The organism is Sphingomonas yunnanensis (genome assembly GCF_019898765.1).
Taxonomy (GTDB): Bacteria; Pseudomonadota; Alphaproteobacteria; order Sphingomonadales; family Sphingomonadaceae; genus Sphingomonas; species Sphingomonas yunnanensis.
On record NZ_JAIOKB010000008.1, the window covers coordinates 54,388 to 71,958 of the forward strand.

The window sequence follows — 17,571 nt, forward strand, 5'->3', positions numbered from 1 at the left end:
GGATCGCCATCATGAGTTCACCGAACCGTTCCCCAGCTGGGCCCCGGCCGTCGCCGGGGAACGGGTACGCGCACGTCTGTCTCTAAAGAAGCGACCCCATCGGCCGGGCGGCGGCGCGCTCCTCGCGCCCGCCTCAGAGGCCGACCACCCCGCCGTCGGTCTTGGTGATCACGATCGTCGCCGAGCGTGGGCGCGTCGGGGTTGCCACCGCCCCCGCCTGGTTCGCCGGCCAGCTCGACGTGATGTTCGCCGGGCCGCCGTTCTCGCCGGGGTGCTGGATGTTGACGAACAGCGACCGTCCGTCCGGAGTCGAGGTGATGCCGGTGATCTCGCACTCCTTCGGCCCGACCAGGAAGCGCTTGAGCTTGCTACCGGGCGCCGCGCCGATGCGCGTGGTGGTGGTGCTCGTCGTCGTGGTGTTGGCCGCGGTGGTCAGCGTGTTGTTGACCACGCGCGTGCCGCCGTCGCCCACGCTGCCGGGCATCGCCGCGAGCAGCATGCAGTTGGTGACGTCGGTATAGGCGCCGTCGTCGGTCTCGATCCACAGCACCGGCGCGACCTGCCCGCTGGCGTTGCTCGGCAGGCCGAACCACAGGCCGTCGGGCGAGGAGAAGTCGTTGGAGGCGTCGAGGCCCGAGAGGTTGATGTTGGTCGGGTCGAGGTCGCTGCCCGAGCCGAAGGCGTAGATGTCCCAGGTGAAGCCGGTCGCCTCGGTGGTGTCGCCGCTCTCGCGCAGGCGGATGACATGGCCGTTGGCGTTGCCGCGCGTCGCCTGCGCGCTGGTCGGCGGGTCGGCGTTGACGACGTCGCCCTGCGGCAGCTTGGGATCGGTATAGGCACGCGGGTTGGCCGCGTCGGTGGTCGCCGGGGTGCGCGACGAGTTGTTGGTCAGCGTGCAGTACATCTCGCCGTTGACCGGGTTGACCGCGGTCCACTCGGGCCGGTCCATCCGCGTCGCGCCGAGCACGTCGGCGGCGAGGCGCGTGTTGATCAGCACGTCGGCCTGGTCGGCGAAGGCGTAGCTGGCGTTGGACGCGGTCAGGCCATTCTGCCCGAAGGTCAGCGGCAGCCAGGTACCGCTGCCGTCGGCGTTGAAGCGCGCGACGTAGAGCGTACCGGTGTCGAGGTACTTGTCGCCGGTGGCGAGACGATCGCTCGGCGTCGCGTCGGCGGCGACCCAGGGCGTCGCGGAGACGAACTTGTAGATATATTCGTTCTGCGCGTCGTCGCCCATGTAGAAGGCGGGGCGCACGCCCGCGACCACGCGGCCGGCCATGCAGCCCTCGTGGTTCATGCGGCCGAGCGCCGTGCGCTTCCGCGGCGTCGAGGTCTGCAAGTAAGGGTCGAGCTCGACTACCCAACCGAACTGAAACGGCTCGTTGCGGAAGTCGGCGGTGCCGTCCGCCGCGGCACTGGCGGTGGCGGTGGCATTCCAGCGCGCGAACACGGTGCTTGCCGCGTCGGCCGGCGTCGCCGTGGTCCAGCCGTAATTGCCGGCGCGGCCCTCGCCGATGCCGTAGCGGGTCAGCGACACGTTCTGCTTGGCGCTGCCGGCGGCGGTGCGGACCGCGGCGTCACCCGCGTTGCGGCGGAAATAGCCCGCCCAATTCTCCTCGTTGGTGAGGTAGGTGCCCCAGGGCATATAGCCGTTGGCACAGTTGTTGATCGTACCGCGCCCGGTGGTGCCGTCGGCCGAGTAGAGCGTGCGCAGCGCCGCATTGCCGCGCACCGGGCCGTTGAACTGCACCGGCGTGTTGGGCGTGATGCGGCGGTTGAGCGCGCTGCCCTGGACGTAGCTCCACGCGCCGGTGTTGCTGGTGCGGGTGACCTCGATCACCGAGACGCCGTGGGCCTCGATCTCCTTGATCGCCTCGGCCTCGGGGCGCGGCGACGGCGATGGGCCATTGGCGTGGAGATAGGCCTGGGTGATGTTCTCGTGGTTGAGCACGAGCACGCCGCGGGTGTTGTTGCTGGTGTCGGGCGCGGTGCCGCTCGCGGCGAGGCCGAAGAACGACATGCCGTCGTGATGATCGCCGGCGCGCTGCGCGAAATCGGTGTCGCTGCCGTCATTGGCATAGGCGGCGATGCTGGAAGCGATCGGATCGCCGAGACGGTAGAGCACCGTCACCTGATAGTCGGACGGCACGGTCACGACATCGTTGAGGTTCTTCGCCACCGCGGTGAAGGCGAGCGTCGCGGGCAGGACGGTGACGGTGGAGCGCGCACTGCTCGAGCCGCTGCCGCCGCTGGCGGTGAACTCGAACACCAAAGCAGTCGACTGGGCGACGTTGGGCGCGGTGAAGGTGATCGAGTTGCCGCTCGCGATCACCGGCACGGTCGGGCCGCTGACCTGGGTGGACTTGGTCGTGCTGGCATTGTCGGTCGCGGTGGCGGTGAGCGTCACGACCCGACCGCCCTGGGTCTGAACGTCGACGCCGTCGGAGACGGTGATGACGTCGTTCCCGTCATCGTCGCAGCCGGACAGCAGCGCGCCGCCGAACACCGCGGTGGTCATCGCGCTCATGCCGCCCATCATCTGGCGGCGCGAGTAGCGGCGCGCGACGAGGTCGGCGAGGTGCGGGTTGCGGGTCGGGTTGGTGTCGACGTCACCGTCGTCGTAGGACGCGGTGGCGGGGCTGAACTGCTGGTCGGTCATGACGCTCCCTGGGCGCTATGTGCTTGTACCCAGGTCTATTGGCCCTGCTCCGAGGCACGGGCGCGACAATTTGATGAGAGCCGGATGACGCCGGTGTTACGTCCGCGTGACAGAGGCTGCCCGCTTGACTAGCCGGCGCGATCCGCTATGAGCCGCCCCGCGCGTCCCGTCTTCGGGCGATGACGCACCGTCCGAGACAGCGGGTGGCCCTTGGGCCTTAATTCCCCGCCGAGACGGGGACAGGACCAACGCGGCCGCGGCGTGCCCTGAGAGGCGCGTGCAGTCGCTGCCCGCACGGGCTCCCATTCCCCATCGCTGGACTGTATCGCCGGGCGCCTGCGCGCGGCGGTTCATACTCGGACAGGCGGCCTCGGCCCTCTGTCCCAACGTGGAGAATGGCATGGATCGTAGTCAGAAGACCGCGGCCGTCGCCGAGCTGAACGATACCTTCTCGAAGGTGGGCGTGGTGGTCGTCACCCGCAACCTCGGGATGACGGTGGCGCAGTCGACCGACTTGCGCAACCGGATGCGGGACGCCGGCGCGAGCTACAAGGTCTCGAAGAACAAGCTTGCCAGGATCGCGCTCGACGGCACCGATTATGGCTCGCTCGGCGATATGCTGACCGGTCCGGTCGGCCTGGCGTCCTCGACCGACCCGGTCGCGGCGGCCAAGGTGGCGGTCGATTTCGCCAAGACGACCGACAAGTTCGAGATCGTCGGCGGCGCGATGGGCGCAACCGCGCTCGACCTGGCCGGCGTGCAGGCACTGGCGACGCTCCCGTCGCTGGACGAGCTGCGCGCCAAGCTCGTCGGCCTCATCGTGGCCCCGGCCACGAAGATCGCGACGATCACCCAGGCACCGGCCGCGCAGATCGCGCGCGTCCTCTCTGCTTACGCGGAGAAGGAAGCCGCCTGATCGGGCAGCTGACCGGCAATTGTTTGTGAACATGGGGCACCTGTCCCCGCTTGATAGGAAGTAAGATCATGGCAGACCTGAACGCGCTGGTTGACCAGCTGAGCGAGCTGACCGTCCTCGAGGCCGCCGAGCTCTCGAAGCTGCTCGAAGAGAAGTGGGGCGTCTCGGCCGCCGCCGCGGTCGCGGCTCCGGCCGCCGGCGGCGCCGGCGCGGCGGCTCCGGCCGTCGAGGAGAAGACCGAGTTCGACGTGATCCTGACCGGCGACGGTGGCAAGAAGATCAACGTCATCAAGGAGGTCCGCGCGCTCACCGGGCTTGGCCTGACCGAGGCGAAGGCTCTCGTCGAGGGCGCGCCGAAGCCGGTCAAGGAAGGCGTGAGCAAGGACGAGGCCGAGAAGGTCAAGAAGCAGCTCGAGGAAGCCGGCGCGACCGTCGAGCTCAAGTAAGCCGATCACCGGATCCCGCGGGTTCGCCCGCGGGCCACGGGCTCAGCAGCAGCGGGGCGGCCTTCCTGGCGGAAGGTCGCCCCGTTCGCGTTGGCGGACGTGCGGGATGTCCGCTAGGCGCTTCGTGGCGCCGTTTCAGCGATGGCAAGTCCGCGCCACGCTCACCGCACCTCCGTCATCCCGGACTTGCTCCGGGATGACGGCGGTGGTTTGGCAATGCCGCGCCCTCAAACAGGCGCCGGCGGGACAGCGACGATCGCGGCGACTGTTCCTGACTGCCCTCTCAGCGCAGGACCGGCTCGCCGTGCGGCCGCGCGCCGAGCGTCTCGTGCATCCGCAGCGGGCCGTCGAGCCAGAAGGGTGCCAGCTTCGCCGCGCCGGCGCGCTCCACGCCCACCGCGAACGCCGCCGCGCTCTGCGCCTCCCCCGCGCCGCTGACATAACGCACGTCCACCGCGGCGACGGGCACGAACATCGCGCGCCCGCCCATGTCGATCGGCCGGATCGCCGCGCGCGGCAGCGTCAGGAGCAGCGGGATCATGCGACCGTCGCCCGGTGCGAGCGCGAACGGCGGTATCGCGGCCCGGATACGCGGCTCGGCGAAGAGCGCGTCGAGCTCGGCCTGTTGGTCGCGGTGCGCACTCAGTAGCCGCGCGGCGACGTGTATCGCCCCCGCCGGCACGTCGCCGGTGTTGACGATCTCCAGCTCGGCATCGAGCGTCGCGGTGAGCAGGTTGATCCCGCCGCGCCGCGGGCGCAGCGCCACGGTCAATCGGGCGCGCGGTGTCGCGGCGGCGGGCGCTGCCGGGGCGGAGTTGCTCGGCACGGGGGCGACGGGTGATGCCGACTCCGAGGCGGGCGGCCGGTGCGTGCGCGGCTCCGCTGTGGGCGGGGAGACCGCGACCTCAACGGCGTCCACGCCGCGCCGTCCCTTGCGCCGTCGCTGCCAGAGCAGCAGCACGACCCCGGCAAGCACGACGAGCCCGCCCGCGATCAGCCAGTCCGCCCGCCACGGCGCCGCCGGCGGAGCGGAGGCGGGCGGAGGCACTGGTACGATGCCGGTCGCCGCGGCGGTCGGCGACCCCGCCGGCGACGGTGTCCCGACCGAAGCCGCGATGGCCGGTGTCGCCGACGGACTCGGCGCGGCGACCGGCGTCGCGACGGCGGCCGGCGTCGGCGTCGGCGTCGACGTGGCACGTGGCGCCGCCCTAACGGCGATGTGCGGCGTCGCACTCGCTCGCGGCGCCGGCGCGGGCGTCACCCGGGCCGTGGGGATGGGACGCGGCGTGGGCGCGGCTCGGATCGGCGCGACCACGGCGGGCGCGTTCGGCGCGCCGGGGCCCGGCGGCAGCGACCAACCGATCGGCGGCGGCACCGCCGAGTCGCCCGGCGGGACAGTGGTGACCGGCGCCGGCGTCGCTTGTTGCGCCGACGCGGGTGGAGCGAACGGCACGGCCGCCAGCAAGGCAAGGAGGTTACGCATGAACATCGGCGCATGCGCTACCGCGCTCACGGACGAGGTCAACCGCCCTGCCCCCTTGCCGCGGCGTCGCCCCCGCCCGGTTGACGCTCCAACACGACGAGCCTATATCCCGGTCACTTCCTTCGATCTCGGGACATGGCACGCCGTCGCGCAGCGAGTCATACGTATGGGTCGAGGGGTTCAGGACGCTGAAGGTCGCCGTCTCCCGCTCGCCGGGATAAGACGCGCGGCCTTTCGCCGTTCGGTCCCATGCGCCCGTATTTCTGGCTGACGAGGCACACGCTCCTATGGCAACCAAGGCGATCGACGCGGGCTCCGCGCGTTCCGACCGGCTCAGCGGCACGCGCAAGCGGCGCATCCGCAAGGTCTTCGGCAACATCCACGAAGTCGTGCAGATGCCGAACCTGATCGAGGTCCAGCGCGAGAGCTACGAGCAGTTCCTGCGCTCGGATCCCTCGATCGGCTATGTCTCGGGTCTCGAGAAGACGCTGCGCAGCGTGTTCCCGATCCGCGACTTCGCCGGCACTGCCGAGCTCGACTTCGTGACCTACGAGCTCGAGCCGCCGAAGTTCGACGTCGAGGAGTGCCGGCAGCGCGGCATCACCTATGCCGCGCCGATGCGCGTCACGCTGCGCCTGATCGTGTTCGAGGTGGATCCCGATACGGAGACCCGCTCGGTGCTCGATATCAAGGAGCAGGACGTCTACATGGGCGACATGCCGCTCATGACCGAGAACGGCACCTTCTTCATCAACGGCACCGAGCGCGTGATCGTCTCGCAGATGCACCGTTCGCCGGGCGTGCTGTTCGACCACGATCGCGGCAAGACACACGCGAGCGGCAAGTATCTCTTCGCCGCGCGCGTCATCCCCTATCGCGGATCGTGGCTCGATTTCGAGTTCGATGCCAAGGACATCGTCAACGTTCGTATCGATCGGAAGCGCAAGTTGCCGGTGACGGCGCTGTTGTATGCGCTCGGGCTCAACTCGGAAGAGATCCTCAATCACTTCTACAACCGCGTCACCTATGTGCGCGGCGAGGGTGGCTGGCAGATCCCGTTCGCGCCCGAGAACTGGCGCGGCGTGAAGCCGACGTTCGACCTGATCGACGCCGCCTCGGGCGAGGTGGTGTTCGCCGCGGGCACGAAGGTGACCCCGCGCGCCGCCAACAAGGCGGGTAAGGACGGGCTGCAGACGCTGCTGATCCCCACCGAGGAGATCTACGGCCGCTATTCCGCCTATGACCTGATCAACGAGAAGACGGGCGAGATCTACGTCGAGGCGGGCGACGAGATGGGGCCGGAGAGCCTCGAGAAGCTCGACAAGGCCGGCATAGACCGGATCGAACTGCTCGACATCGACCATGTCACGACGGGCCCGTGGATCCGCAACACGCTCAAGGCCGACAAGGCCGAGGAGCGCGAGCAGGCGCTGTCTGACATCTATCGCGTCATGCGCCCCGGCGAGCCGCCGACGCTCGAGACCGCGGAGTCGCTGTTCGCCGGCCTGTTCTTCGATCCGGATCGCTACGATCTGTCGGCGGTGGGCCGCGTCAAGCTCAACATGCGCCTCGACCTCGACGCCGAGGACACGGTGACGACGCTGCGCACCGAGGACATCCTCGCGGTCGTCAAGACGCTGGTCGACCTCAAGGACGGCAAGGGCGAGATCGACGACATCGACAATCTCGGCAACCGCCGCGTCCGCTCGGTGGGCGAGCTGCTCGAGAACCAGTATCGCGTCGGCCTGCTGCGCATGGAGCGCGCGGTGAAGGAGCGCATGTCGTCGGTCGACGTGTCGACGGTGATGCCGAACGACCTGATCAACGCCAAGCCCGCGGTCGCGGCGGTGCGCGAGTTCTTCGGCTCGTCGCAGCTGTCGCAGTTCATGGACCAGACCAACCCGCTCTCCGAGGTGACGCACAAGCGTCGCGTCTCGGCGCTCGGGCCGGGCGGCCTCACCCGCGAGCGCGCGGGCTTCGAGGTCCGCGACGTCCACCCGACGCACTATGGCCGGATCTGCCCGATCGAGACGCCGGAAGGCCCGAACATCGGTCTGATCAACTCGCTCGCGAGCTTCAGCCGCGTGAACAAGTATGGCTTCATCGAGACGCCGTACCGCAAGGTCGTCGACAACAAGGTCACTGGCGAGGTGGTCTATCTCTCGGCGATGGAAGAGGCCAAGCACACGATCGCGCAGGCCTCTGCGGACCTCGACGATGACGGCCGGCTGACCGAGGAGCTGGTCTCCGCGCGGCAGGCGGGCGAGTTCCTGATGGCGCTGCCCGAGACGATCACGCTGATGGATGTGTCGCCCAAGCAGCTGGTGTCGGTCGCGGCGTCGCTGATCCCGTTCCTCGAGAACGACGACGCCAACCGCGCGCTGATGGGCTCGAACATGCAGCGCCAGGCGGTGCCGCTGGTCAAGGCCGAGGCGCCGTTCGTCGGCACCGGCATGGAGGAGACCGTCGCGCGCGACTCGGGCGCGGCGATCGCGGCCAAGCGCGCCGGCGTGATCGACCAGGTCGACGCCAGCCGCATCGTCATCCGCGCCACGGGTGACGTCAGCGCGACCGAGTCGGGCGTCGATATCTACACGCTGATGAAGTTCCAGCGCTCGAACCAGTCGACGTGCATCAACCAGCGTCCGCTGGTGAAGGTGGGCGACGTGGTCAACGTCGGCGACGTCATCGCGGACGGCCCGTCGACCGAGTTCGGCGAGCTGGCGCTGGGCCGCAACGCGCTCGTCGCGTTCATGCCGTGGAACGGGTATAACTACGAGGACTCGATCCTCATCTCCGAGCGGATCGTGAAGGACGACGTGTTCACGTCGATCCACATCGACGAGTTCGAGGTGATGGCGCGCGACACCAAGCTCGGGCCCGAGGACATCACCCGCGACATCCCGAACGTCGGCGAGGAGGCGCTGCGCAACCTCGACGAGGCGGGCATCGTCTACATCGGCGCCGAGGTGGAGCCGGGCGACATCCTGGTCGGCAAGATCACGCCCAAGGGTGAGAGCCCGATGACGCCGGAGGAGAAATTGCTCCGCGCCATCTTCGGCGAGAAGGCCAGTGACGTGCGCGACACCTCGCTGCGCCTGCCGCCGGGCGTCGCCGGGACGATCGTCGACGTGCGCGTCTTCAATCGCCACGGCATCGACAAGGACGAGCGCGCGATGGCGATCGAGCGAGAGGAGATCGAGCGCCTGAAGAAGGACTCGGACGACGAGCGCACGATCCTCAACCGCGCCACCTGGTCGCGTTTGCGCGAGATGCTGCTCGACCAGGTCGCCACCGCGGTACCGAAGGGCCTGAAGAAGGGCGCCACGATCGACATGGACCTGCTCGACAGCGTCGACCGCCACGAGTGGTGGAAGTTCGCGGTGCAGGACGATGCGGTCCAGGCCAACCTGGAAGCGGTCAAGGCGCAGTATGACGAGGCCGCCAAGAAGATCCGCGACAAGTTCGAGGATCGCCGCGAGAAGCTGGAGCGCGGCGACGAGCTGCCGCCGGGCGTGCTCAAGATGGTCAAGGTGTTCGTCGCGGTGAAGCGCAAGCTGCAGCCGGGCGACAAGATGGCCGGCCGCCACGGCAACAAGGGCGTGATCAGCCGCATCCTGCCGGTCGAGGACATGCCGTTCCTCGCCGACGGGACGCCGGTGGACCTCGTGCTCAACCCGCTGGGCGTGCCGTCGCGCATGAACGTCGGGCAGATCTTCGAGACCCATCTGGGCTGGGCCGCGCGCGGCCTGGGACAGCAGATCTCGCACGCGCTCGAGGACTGGCGCGAGGCCAACCCCGACGCCAAGGCGGGCGAGATGCCCGCGGCGGTGAAGGAGCGGCTCGAGACCGTCTATGGCGAGCATTATCTCGACGACATCCGCGCCCGCGACGGCAACGAGATCGTCGAGCTGGCGCAGAACCTGAAGGCGGGCGTGCCGATGGCGACCCCGGTGTTCGACGGCGCGGTGGAAGCCGATGTCGCCGAGATGCTGGAGCTCGCCGGGCTCGATCGCTCGGGCCAGTCGGATCTGTTCGACGGACGCACCGGCGACCAGTTCGACCGCAAGGTGACCGTGGGCATCATCTACATGCTCAAGCTGCACCACCTCGTGGACGACAAGATCCACGCGCGCTCGATCGGGCCCTACTCGCTCGTCACCCAGCAGCCGCTGGGCGGCAAGGCGCAGTTCGGCGGCCAGCGCTTCGGCGAGATGGAGGTGTGGGCGCTCCAGGCCTACGGCGCCGCCTACACGCTGCAGGAGATGCTGACGGTGAAGTCGGACGACGTCGTCGGCCGCACCAAGGTCTACGAGGCGATCGTCAAGGGCGACGACACGTTCGAGGCCGGCATCCCCGAGAGCTTCAACGTGCTCGTCAAGGAGATGCGCTCGCTGGGTCTCAACGTCGATCTCAAGACGATGGACCTGGGCGTGGACGAGGACGGCGTCGCCATCGCGGCCGAGTGAGCAGATAACACCGTTCGTCCTGAGGAGCCGCTGAGCGAAGTCGAAGCGGCGTCTCGAAGGACTGAGGCCGGGCGTGCCCTTCGAGACGGGCCTTCGCCTCCGCTCAGTCCCTCCTCAGGGCGAACGGATGTGGTTTTTCCCTCCCTGTGAGGAAAGCAAGATGAACGAACTGACCAATTTCGCCAATCCGCTCGCCAAGCCGGAGACGTTCGACCAGATCCAGATCGGGATCGCGTCGCCGGACAAGATCCGCAGCTGGTCGTTCGGCGAGATCAAGAAGCCTGAGACGATCAACTATCGCACGTTCAAGCCCGAGCGTGACGGCCTGTTCTGCGCGCGCATCTTCGGTCCGATCAAGGATTACGAGTGCCTGTGCGGCAAGTACAAGCGCATGAAGTACAAGGGCATCGTCTGCGAGAAGTGCGGCGTGGAGGTGACCGTCTCGAAGGTCCGCCGCGAGCGCATGGGCCATATCGAGCTGGCCGCCCCGGTCGCGCACATCTGGTTCCTCAAGTCGCTGCCCAGCCGCATCGGCCTGTTGCTCGACATGCAGCTGAAGCAGCTCGAGCGCGTGCTGTACTTCGAGGCCTATATCGTGATCGAGCCGGGTCTGACCCCGCTCGAGAAGTTCCAGCTGCTCACCGAGGACGAGCTGCTCGAGGCGCAGGATGAGTATGGCGAGGACGCCTTCTCCGCCGGCATCGGCGCCGAGGCGGTGCGGATCATGCTCGAGAGCCTCGACCTCGAGGGTGAGAAGGTCGCGCTGCTCGAGGAGCTGGCGACGACCAAGTCCGAGCTGAAGCCGAAGAAGATCATCAAGCGGCTCAAGGTCGTCGAGTCCTTCCTTGAGTCCGGCAATCGGCCCGAGTGGATGATCCTCGAGGTCGTGCCGGTGATCCCGCCCGAGCTGCGCCCGCTGGTGCCGCTCGACGGCGGCCGCTTCGCGACGTCGGATCTCAACGACCTGTACCGCCGCGTCATCAACCGCAACAACCGCCTCAAGCGCCTCATGGAGCTGCGCGCGCCGGACATCATCGTCCGCAACGAGAAGCGCATGCTGCAGGAGGCGGTCGACGCTCTGTTCGACAATGGCCGTCGCGGCCGGACGATCACGGGCGCCAACAAGCGTCCGCTGAAGTCGCTGTCCGACATGCTCAAGGGCAAGCAGGGCCGCTTCCGCCAGAACCTGCTCGGCAAGCGCGTCGACTATTCGGGCCGTTCGGTGATCGTGACCGGTCCCGAGCTCAAGCTGCACCAGTGCGGCCTGCCCAAGAAGATGGCGCTCGAGCTGTTCAAGCCGTTCATCTACGCGCGCCTCGACGCCAAGGGCCTGAGCATGACGCTCAAGCAGGCGAAGAAGTGGGTCGAGAAGGAGCGCAAGGAAGTCTGGGACATCCTGGACGAGGTGATCCGCGAGCATCCGGTGCTGCTCAACCGCGCGCCGACGCTCCACCGGCTCGGCATCCAGGCGTTCGAGCCGGTGCTGATCGAGGGCAAGGCGATCCAGCTCCACCCGCTGGTCTGCTCCGCGTTCAACGCCGACTTCGACGGCGACCAGATGGCCGTGCACGTCCCGCTGTCGCTGGAAGCGCAGCTGGAAGCGCGCGTGCTGATGATGTCGACCAACAACATCCTCAGCCCGGCGAACGGCAAGCCGATCATCGTGCCCTCGCAGGACATGGTGCTGGGCCTCTATTATCTGTCGATGGAGAAGCAGGGCGAGCCCGGCGAGGGCATGCTGCTCGGCGACATGGCGGAGGTGCACCAGGCGCTGTTCGCCGGCGCCGTGACGCTCCACACCAAGATCGTCAGTCGCGTGCCGCAGACCGATGAGCAGGGTAACCAGTACCTCAAGCGCTTCGAGACCACGCCGGGCCGCATGCTGCTGGGCGAGACGCTGCCGAAGAGCCACAAGGTGCCCTTCGACGTCGTCAACCGGCTGCTGACCAAGAAGGACGTCGGCGACGTCATCGACGAGGTGTACCGCCACACCGGCCAGAAGGAGACCGTGCTGTTCGCCGATGCGATCATGTCGCTCGGCTTCCGCCACGCGTTCCGCGCCGGCATCTCCTTCGGCAAGGATGACATGATCATCCCGGGCGACAAGGAGCAGCTGGTCGACGAGACGCGCGACCAGGTGAAGGACTATGAGCAGCAGTATCAGGACGGCCTGATCACGCAGCAGGAGAAGTACAACAAGGTGATCGACGCCTGGAGCCGCTGCGGCGATCAGGTGGCTGCCTCGATGATGAACGAGATCAAGGCAGTGAAGATCGACGAGGAGACCGGCCGCGAGAAGCCGATCAACTCGATCTACATGATGGCGCACTCCGGTGCGCGTGGCTCGCAGGCGCAGATCAAGCAGCTTGCGGGTATGCGCGGCCTGATGGCCAAGCCGTCGGGCGAGATCATCGAGACGCCGATCATCTCGAACTTCAAGGAAGGCCTTACCGTCCTGGAGTATTTCAACTCGACCCACGGCGCCCGTAAGGGTCTCGCGGACACCGCGTTGAAGACCGCCAACTCGGGCTATCTCACCCGCCGTCTCGTCGACGTGTCGCAGGATTGCGTCATTATCGAGGAGGATTGCGGCACCGAGCGCGCGCTCGAGATGAAGGCGATCGTCCAGGGCGGCTCGACCATCGCGTCGCTCGGCGAGCGCATCCTCGGCCGCACCACGGCGGAGGACGTGGTCGACGCCAAGACGGGCAAGGTGGTGATCCCGATCGGGACGCTGCTCGACGAGCCGATGATCGCGCAGATCGAGGCGATGGGCATCCCGTCGATGAAGATCCGCTCGCCGCTGGTCTGCGAGAGCAAGGTCGGCGTCTGCGGCAAGTGCTACGGGCGTGACCTCGCGCGCGGCACCCCGGTCAACATCGGCGAGGCGGTCGGCGTGATCGCGGCGCAGTCGATCGGCGAGCCCGGCACGCAGCTGACGATGCGGACCTTCCACATCGGCGGCGCGGCGCAGCTCAACGAGCAGTCGAACCTCGAGGCGCCGGTCGACGGTACCGTCGAGTTCCGCGACGTGCGCGTGATCGAGGACCAGCGCGGCCGTCGCGTCGTGCTGAGCCGCTCGGCCGAGATCGCGATCGTCGACATGGACGGCCGCGAGCTGGCGGTCCATAAGATCCCGTACGGCGCGTACGTGATGTTCGACGACGGCCACATCGTCTCCAAGGGCGACCGCATGGCCGAGTGGGATCCGTTCACCATGCCGGTGATCACGGAGACCGGCGGTACCGTGAAGTTCCAGGACCTGATCGAGGGCAAGACGCTCACCGAGCAGGTCGACGAGGCGACCGGTATCGCACAGCGCGTGGTGACCGAATATCGCGCGACCACCAAGTCGAAGGAGGATCTGCGCCCGCGCATGACCCTGCTCGACGAGGGCTCGGGCGAGGCGGCGCGCTATTTGCTGGCATCGGGCGCGGTGCTCTCGGTGGAGGACAATGCGACGGTGCAGGCGGGCGACGTGCTCGCCCGTGTCGCGCGCGAGTCCGCCAAGACGCGCGACATCACCGGCGGTCTGCCGCGCGTCGCCGAGCTGTTCGAGGCGCGCAAGCCCAAGGAGAACGCGATCATCGCCAAGGTCTCGGGCCGGGTGATCTTCGGCAAGGACTATAAGGCGAAGCGCAAGATCGGCATCCAGCCCGAGGACGGCGGCGAGGTCGTCGAGTATCTCGTGCCCAAGTCGAAGGTGATCGACGTTCAGGAAGGCGACTACGTCAAGCGTGGCGACAACCTGATCGGCGGCAGCCCCGACCCGCACGACATCCTCGAGGTGCTCGGCATTGAGCCACTGGCGGAATATCTCGTGTCGGAGATCCAGGAGGTCTATCGTCTCCAGGGCGTGAAGATCAACGACAAGCACATCGAGACGATCGTCCGCCAGATGCTCCAGAAGGTCGAGATCATCGAGAGCGGCGACACCACGCTGCTGGTCGGTGAGCAGGTCGACCGCGAGGAGATGGACGCGATCAACGAGAAGCTCGAGGACGGCCAGGCACGCGCGGCGGGCAAGCCGATCCTGCTGGGCATCACCAAGGCGTCGCTGCAGACCCGCAGCTTCATCTCGGCGGCGTCGTTCCAGGAGACCACCCGCGTCCTCACCGAGGCGGCGGTCCAGGGGAAGCAGGACACGCTGATGGGCCTCAAGGAGAACGTGATCGTCGGCCGGCTGATCCCGGCGGGCACCGGCGCGGGCATGAACCGCCTGCGCGTGGCGGCCTCGTCGCGTGACGCCGCGCTCCGCGTCCAGCAGCGCAAGCTGCAGGACGCGATGGTCGCGGCGGGCTCGGCCGGCACCGCGTCGCAGACCCGCGCCGCCGAGGAAGCGCGCAGCCGGCGCGACGACGCCGGTACCGGCAGCGATCCGCTGGCGGCGGTGGTGCCCTCGGGCACCGGCACCGACGCCGACGCGGGCGAGTATCTCAACGAGCAGTGAGGCGAGGCGGGCGGCGCGATAAGCCGCCCCGACGATCTGATCGAGCCGCCGTCCGGGGCCCCGGGCGGCGGCTTCTTTTTGTGCCCCGCGGCGGCGGTGAAGCGCGCCAGCGTCCTAAGATGAGAGGGTTATCCCTGACGGAGCCCGCGCGTGATCGACCTGCCCCGCCCCTGCCAACCGGAGGACGTGCTCGCCGACGGCGACGGTCACGCCGAGATCGACGGGACAAGCGCGCGCAAGGGGACCGTCGCCGCGTTTCTCCGCAACGCGCGGCGCTGGAATGAGGCCGAGCTTCCCGCCGACGAGCGCGCGCTGCTGACCGAGGCGATCGCCCACGCCGTACCCGTGCTGCGCGCGCTCGGCCTGTTCGACGTGCTCGACGTTCGCGACCCGGCGCTGCGCGCGCTGATCGACGCCTGCTGAGCCATGCCGGGGCGGCGCGGCGGAGCGGCGCGACGGGCGCCGCCTGTGCCGGAGCCAGACGACGAAACGTCCGCACCCTACCGCGCGGCATCGCCGCGGTGGCGACGACCGAGGCAGATCGCTCGCGCCAAGAGGATCGTGCTCGCCCTGTCGACACTCGCCGCGGCACTCGCGATCGTCACGCTCTCGACCGGCCCGCTCGAATGGATCGTCGCGGGTGACGAATTGCCTTCGCAGTCGCATTGCGTGCTGATCGGCGCGCGCGATCCTGCCCGTCCGCTGGCCGCCGCGCTGACGCTCTTGCCGGTGGTAGCGCTGCTGCTCAGCGCCTGGTGTCGTCCGCGCTCGCGGCTCTGCCTGTTCCTCGGCGTCGCGACGCTGCTGCTGTGGGTCTATCGCTTCCAACTGCGTCACCTCGGCTGTTGAGTGCCCGACAGGTGACCGCGCGTTAACCGCTATGTGTCACTCTACCCCCGTGCCCGCCGCTCGATCGTTCCCTGCCAAGCCGCCGAACCATATCGTCGCGCGGCTGCTCGTGGCGGCCACGATCGTGCTGATCGCGATCGGCCTGCTCTCCCCTCCGCCGCCGGCCGCCCGCGCCGCGACCTCCGCCGAGCGCGGTGACGCCGCGCTCTATCGCGCGATCGACCGCCGCGTGGCGGTGGGTGAGACCTATTATGTCGCCGCCGCGGCGGAGCATCGCGCACGGGAGTTCCCGCTCCGGCCCTTCGTCGCGGTGAGGCTACCGGCTCGCGCTTGGCTCTATCGGCTTGCCGGCGCTGCGGGCGCGCTGTGGGGCCTGCGCGCGCTCGCGCTGCTGGCAGCGGTCGCCACCATCTATCGGCTGCACACGGCGGTCACCTCGCGCGCGCTATGGGGCGTCGCGGGCTGCCTCGCCGCCGTCTCCACGCTGCCACTGGCCAACCCCGTGGTCGCGCTCTGGCCCGAGTGCTGGGCCGGGCTGCTGGTCGCGCTGTCGCTGGCGCTGCGCGACGAGCGTCACTGGCGCGCCGCCGTGCTGCTCGGGCTGATCGCCGCGCTCCTTCGGGAGCTCGCGCTCCCTTATCTCGTCGCGATGGCGGTCGCCGCGGCGCTCGAGCGGCGGCGCGGTGAGACGCTCGGCTGGGTTACCGCGACGATCGCCGCCATGACCGCGTTGGTGGCCCATGCGGTCGCGGTCGCCGCGGTGCTGCAACCCGATGATGCCGCCTCACAGGGGTGGGTCCGCGCGGGCGGCTGGAGCTTCGACCTGGCGATGGCGCGTGCCACGACGCCGCTCGCGCTATTCTCCGACGCGACCGCGGCGATCGTGGTCCCCCTCGCGCTCTACGGCTGGGCGAGTACGCCGGGCGGCTATGCGCGCCGAGTCATTCTTACCTCGCTGGCCCTGCTCGCGCCGGCGCTCCTCATCGGTCGGCCCGAGAACAGCTATTGGGGGTTGATGCTCGCACCCGTGTGGCTCGCGGGCCTGCCGCTCGCCCTGCCCGCGATCGTCCGCGCGGTTGCGCCGGCTGCAAGGGCGCGACGCCAGCTTGCAATTGCGCGCTGACGAGTCGTTGACCACATGAGCCCTAATGCTGCACCGCGGCATCAGACCAAGGATCTCGCATGTTCTCGCTCGTTTACCTCATCCTCAGCCACCGCCGTGCCGAGCGCACCCTCGCCGCCGCGAGAGCGGTCGCCGCGCCGATCGTCACCGCACCGGTGGCGGACGAGCCATACCGACTCGCAGCGTAAGGTGGCGCGGGGCGCCGTTCGATCCAGTAGGAGCCGAAGTGCAGGTCCCAGCTGCCAGGCCGGAAGCGGTCCAGCCCTGAGCCGGGATAGAGCGTGAACTCGCCGAAATACGGTCGTCCACCGACGTCGTAGAGGTCGACGCGCGCGAAATCGTGCGGCGCGCCGAGCGCCTCGGCCGCCGCGATCATCCGGTCGAGCGACGCTGGGGGTGCCACCGGACGCAAATCCGCCGGAAATTCGAACGCGAGATCGAGCCGACGCCACGCCCGGTCGAACATGACTCGGCGATGGTGATGCTCGCGGTCGAGGTCGACCTGGATGAACTCGACGCGACCTCCGAAGACGAAGAACTTATAGTCGACGGGCAACACCCGCCCGCAGCCGATCAGCGGCTCGACCAGCAGCTGCGGCGCGATCTCGGAGTAGAGCCATTCGTGCAACAGCGGCGCATAGGGGCGGCGCAGCCAGCGCGCGGCGCGTCGTCGCACCGCTGCCCAGTCGACCGACTCGCCAACGCGCACGAACACGTTCTGCTGGCTCGCGTGCGAGGATTTGAGCACGAACGGGCGTGGCCAGGGCGGCGCCGATGGCAGCGCGGTGCCGTGCCATAAGGTCGGGATCACCCACTCGGCACCCAGCGTCGCGGCGACATGCGCCTTCACCGCCACCTTGTCAGCGAGGGCCGGCCAGCGCGGGTCCCGCTCGAACAATTTGCGCGCGTACACCAACTCGCTGAAACGTCGCGGCGCGGTCAGATCGGGCAGCCGCCCGAAACGCCAGAGATAGATCAGCCGCGGCAACACGTTGGGCGCGCGGCGCGGGCGACACTGCTCGACATATAGCACGATCGGTCCCGGACTGCGGAGGCTCGTTGGCCGGTTAGCCAGACCCAGCACCAGGAGCAAGCACCACGGTCGCCGCGACGGAACATCACGCCGCGCGACCCCGGGCCGGACATCGACAACAAGCGCCCGGCGCGGAAGCGCGCCGG

The 17,571-nt window shown here is 68.6% G+C and carries 11 protein-coding genes; 8 read left to right on the forward strand and 3 right to left on the reverse strand.

The genetic code is table 11. The features are described 5' to 3' along the window. Positions 1–133: 133 nt before the first annotated feature. Complete coding sequence (locus K7957_RS17740; protein WP_223013814.1) at positions 134–2,656, reverse strand: PhoX family protein; 2,523 nt, start codon at positions 2,654–2,656, stop codon at positions 134–136. A gap of 400 nt (positions 2,657–3,056) precedes the next feature. On the opposite strand from K7957_RS17740, the gene rplJ reads away from it, so the two are divergent. Together rplJ and rplL are read left to right on the forward strand one after the other, a co-directional pair. Next, complete coding sequence (rplJ, locus tag K7957_RS17745) at positions 3,057–3,572, forward strand: 50S ribosomal protein L10 (RefSeq protein WP_223013967.1); 516 nt, start codon at positions 3,057–3,059, stop codon at positions 3,570–3,572. A gap of 68 nt (positions 3,573–3,640) precedes the next feature. Further along, on the forward strand, positions 3,641–4,018 hold the full coding sequence (gene rplL / locus K7957_RS17750) for a 50S ribosomal protein L7/L12 (protein ID WP_183923453.1): 378 nt from the start codon (positions 3,641–3,643) through the stop codon (positions 4,016–4,018). 283 nt (positions 4,019–4,301) lie between these two features. On the opposite strand, the gene K7957_RS17755 is transcribed toward rplL, so the two are convergent. Further along, positions 4,302–5,066 (reverse strand): hypothetical protein, encoded by a 765-nt coding sequence (locus K7957_RS17755; RefSeq protein WP_343228453.1) that lies wholly within the window; start codon positions 5,064–5,066, stop codon positions 4,302–4,304. 7 nt (positions 5,067–5,073) lie between these two features. Here K7957_RS17755 and K7957_RS17760 point away from each other — a divergent pair, with 7 nt between their 5' ends. The 6 genes from K7957_RS17760 to K7957_RS17785 all read left to right on the forward strand — a co-directional run bounded on the left by K7957_RS17760 (position 5,074) and on the right by K7957_RS17785 (position 16,392). Further along, positions 5,074–5,772: a hypothetical protein gene (locus tag K7957_RS17760; RefSeq protein ID WP_223013816.1), complete on the forward strand. Its 699-nt coding sequence runs from the start codon at positions 5,074–5,076 to the stop codon at positions 5,770–5,772. A 16-nt stretch (positions 5,773–5,788) separates the two neighbouring features. Continuing rightward, positions 5,789–9,970 (forward strand): DNA-directed RNA polymerase subunit beta, encoded by a 4,182-nt coding sequence (gene rpoB, locus K7957_RS17765; RefSeq protein WP_223013818.1) that lies wholly within the window; start codon positions 5,789–5,791, stop codon positions 9,968–9,970. A gap of 160 nt (positions 9,971–10,130) precedes the next feature. After that, positions 10,131–14,420, forward strand: a complete 4,290-nt coding sequence (gene rpoC, locus K7957_RS17770) for a DNA-directed RNA polymerase subunit beta' (protein WP_223013820.1) — start codon at positions 10,131–10,133, stop codon at positions 14,418–14,420. A gap of 150 nt (positions 14,421–14,570) precedes the next feature. Further along, positions 14,571–14,843 carry a DUF7709 family protein gene (locus K7957_RS17775; protein ID WP_223013822.1) on the forward strand — a complete coding sequence of 91 codons (273 nt, stop codon included), beginning with the start codon at positions 14,571–14,573 and terminating at the stop codon, positions 14,841–14,843. 138 nt (positions 14,844–14,981) lie between these two features. Further along, positions 14,982–15,269 (forward strand): hypothetical protein, encoded by a 288-nt coding sequence (locus tag K7957_RS17780; RefSeq protein WP_223013824.1) that lies wholly within the window; start codon positions 14,982–14,984, stop codon positions 15,267–15,269. Between the two features lie 49 nt (positions 15,270–15,318). Further along, positions 15,319–16,392: a hypothetical protein gene (locus tag K7957_RS17785; RefSeq protein ID WP_223013826.1), complete on the forward strand. Its 1,074-nt coding sequence runs from the start codon at positions 15,319–15,321 to the stop codon at positions 16,390–16,392. Positions 16,393–16,465: 73 nt separating this feature from the next. Here the strand turns inward: K7957_RS17785 and K7957_RS17790 are convergent, their stop codons facing one another. Continuing rightward, a complete protein-coding gene (locus tag K7957_RS17790; protein WP_343228454.1) occupies positions 16,466–17,425 on the reverse strand; it encodes an ATP-grasp fold amidoligase family protein in 960 nt (319 codons plus the stop codon). Positions 17,426–17,571: the final 146 nt, after the last annotated feature.

Excerpts from the sequence above, each read along its gene's own strand:
- K7957_RS17740 (WP_223013814.1), bottom strand. The coding sequence starts at position 2,656 with ATGACCGACCAGCAGTTCAGCCCCGCCACCGCGTCCTACGACGACGGT.
- rplJ (WP_223013967.1), top strand. The coding sequence starts at position 3,057 with ATGGATCGTAGTCAGAAGACCGCGGCCGTCGCCGAGCTGAACGATACC.
- rplL (WP_183923453.1), top strand. The coding sequence starts at position 3,641 with ATGGCAGACCTGAACGCGCTGGTTGACCAGCTGAGCGAGCTGACCGTC.
- K7957_RS17760 (WP_223013816.1), top strand. The coding sequence starts at position 5,074 with ATGCCGGTCGCCGCGGCGGTCGGCGACCCCGCCGGCGACGGTGTCCCG.
- rpoB (WP_223013818.1), top strand. The coding sequence starts at position 5,789 with ATGGCAACCAAGGCGATCGACGCGGGCTCCGCGCGTTCCGACCGGCTC.
- rpoC (WP_223013820.1), top strand. The coding sequence starts at position 10,131 with ATGAACGAACTGACCAATTTCGCCAATCCGCTCGCCAAGCCGGAGACG.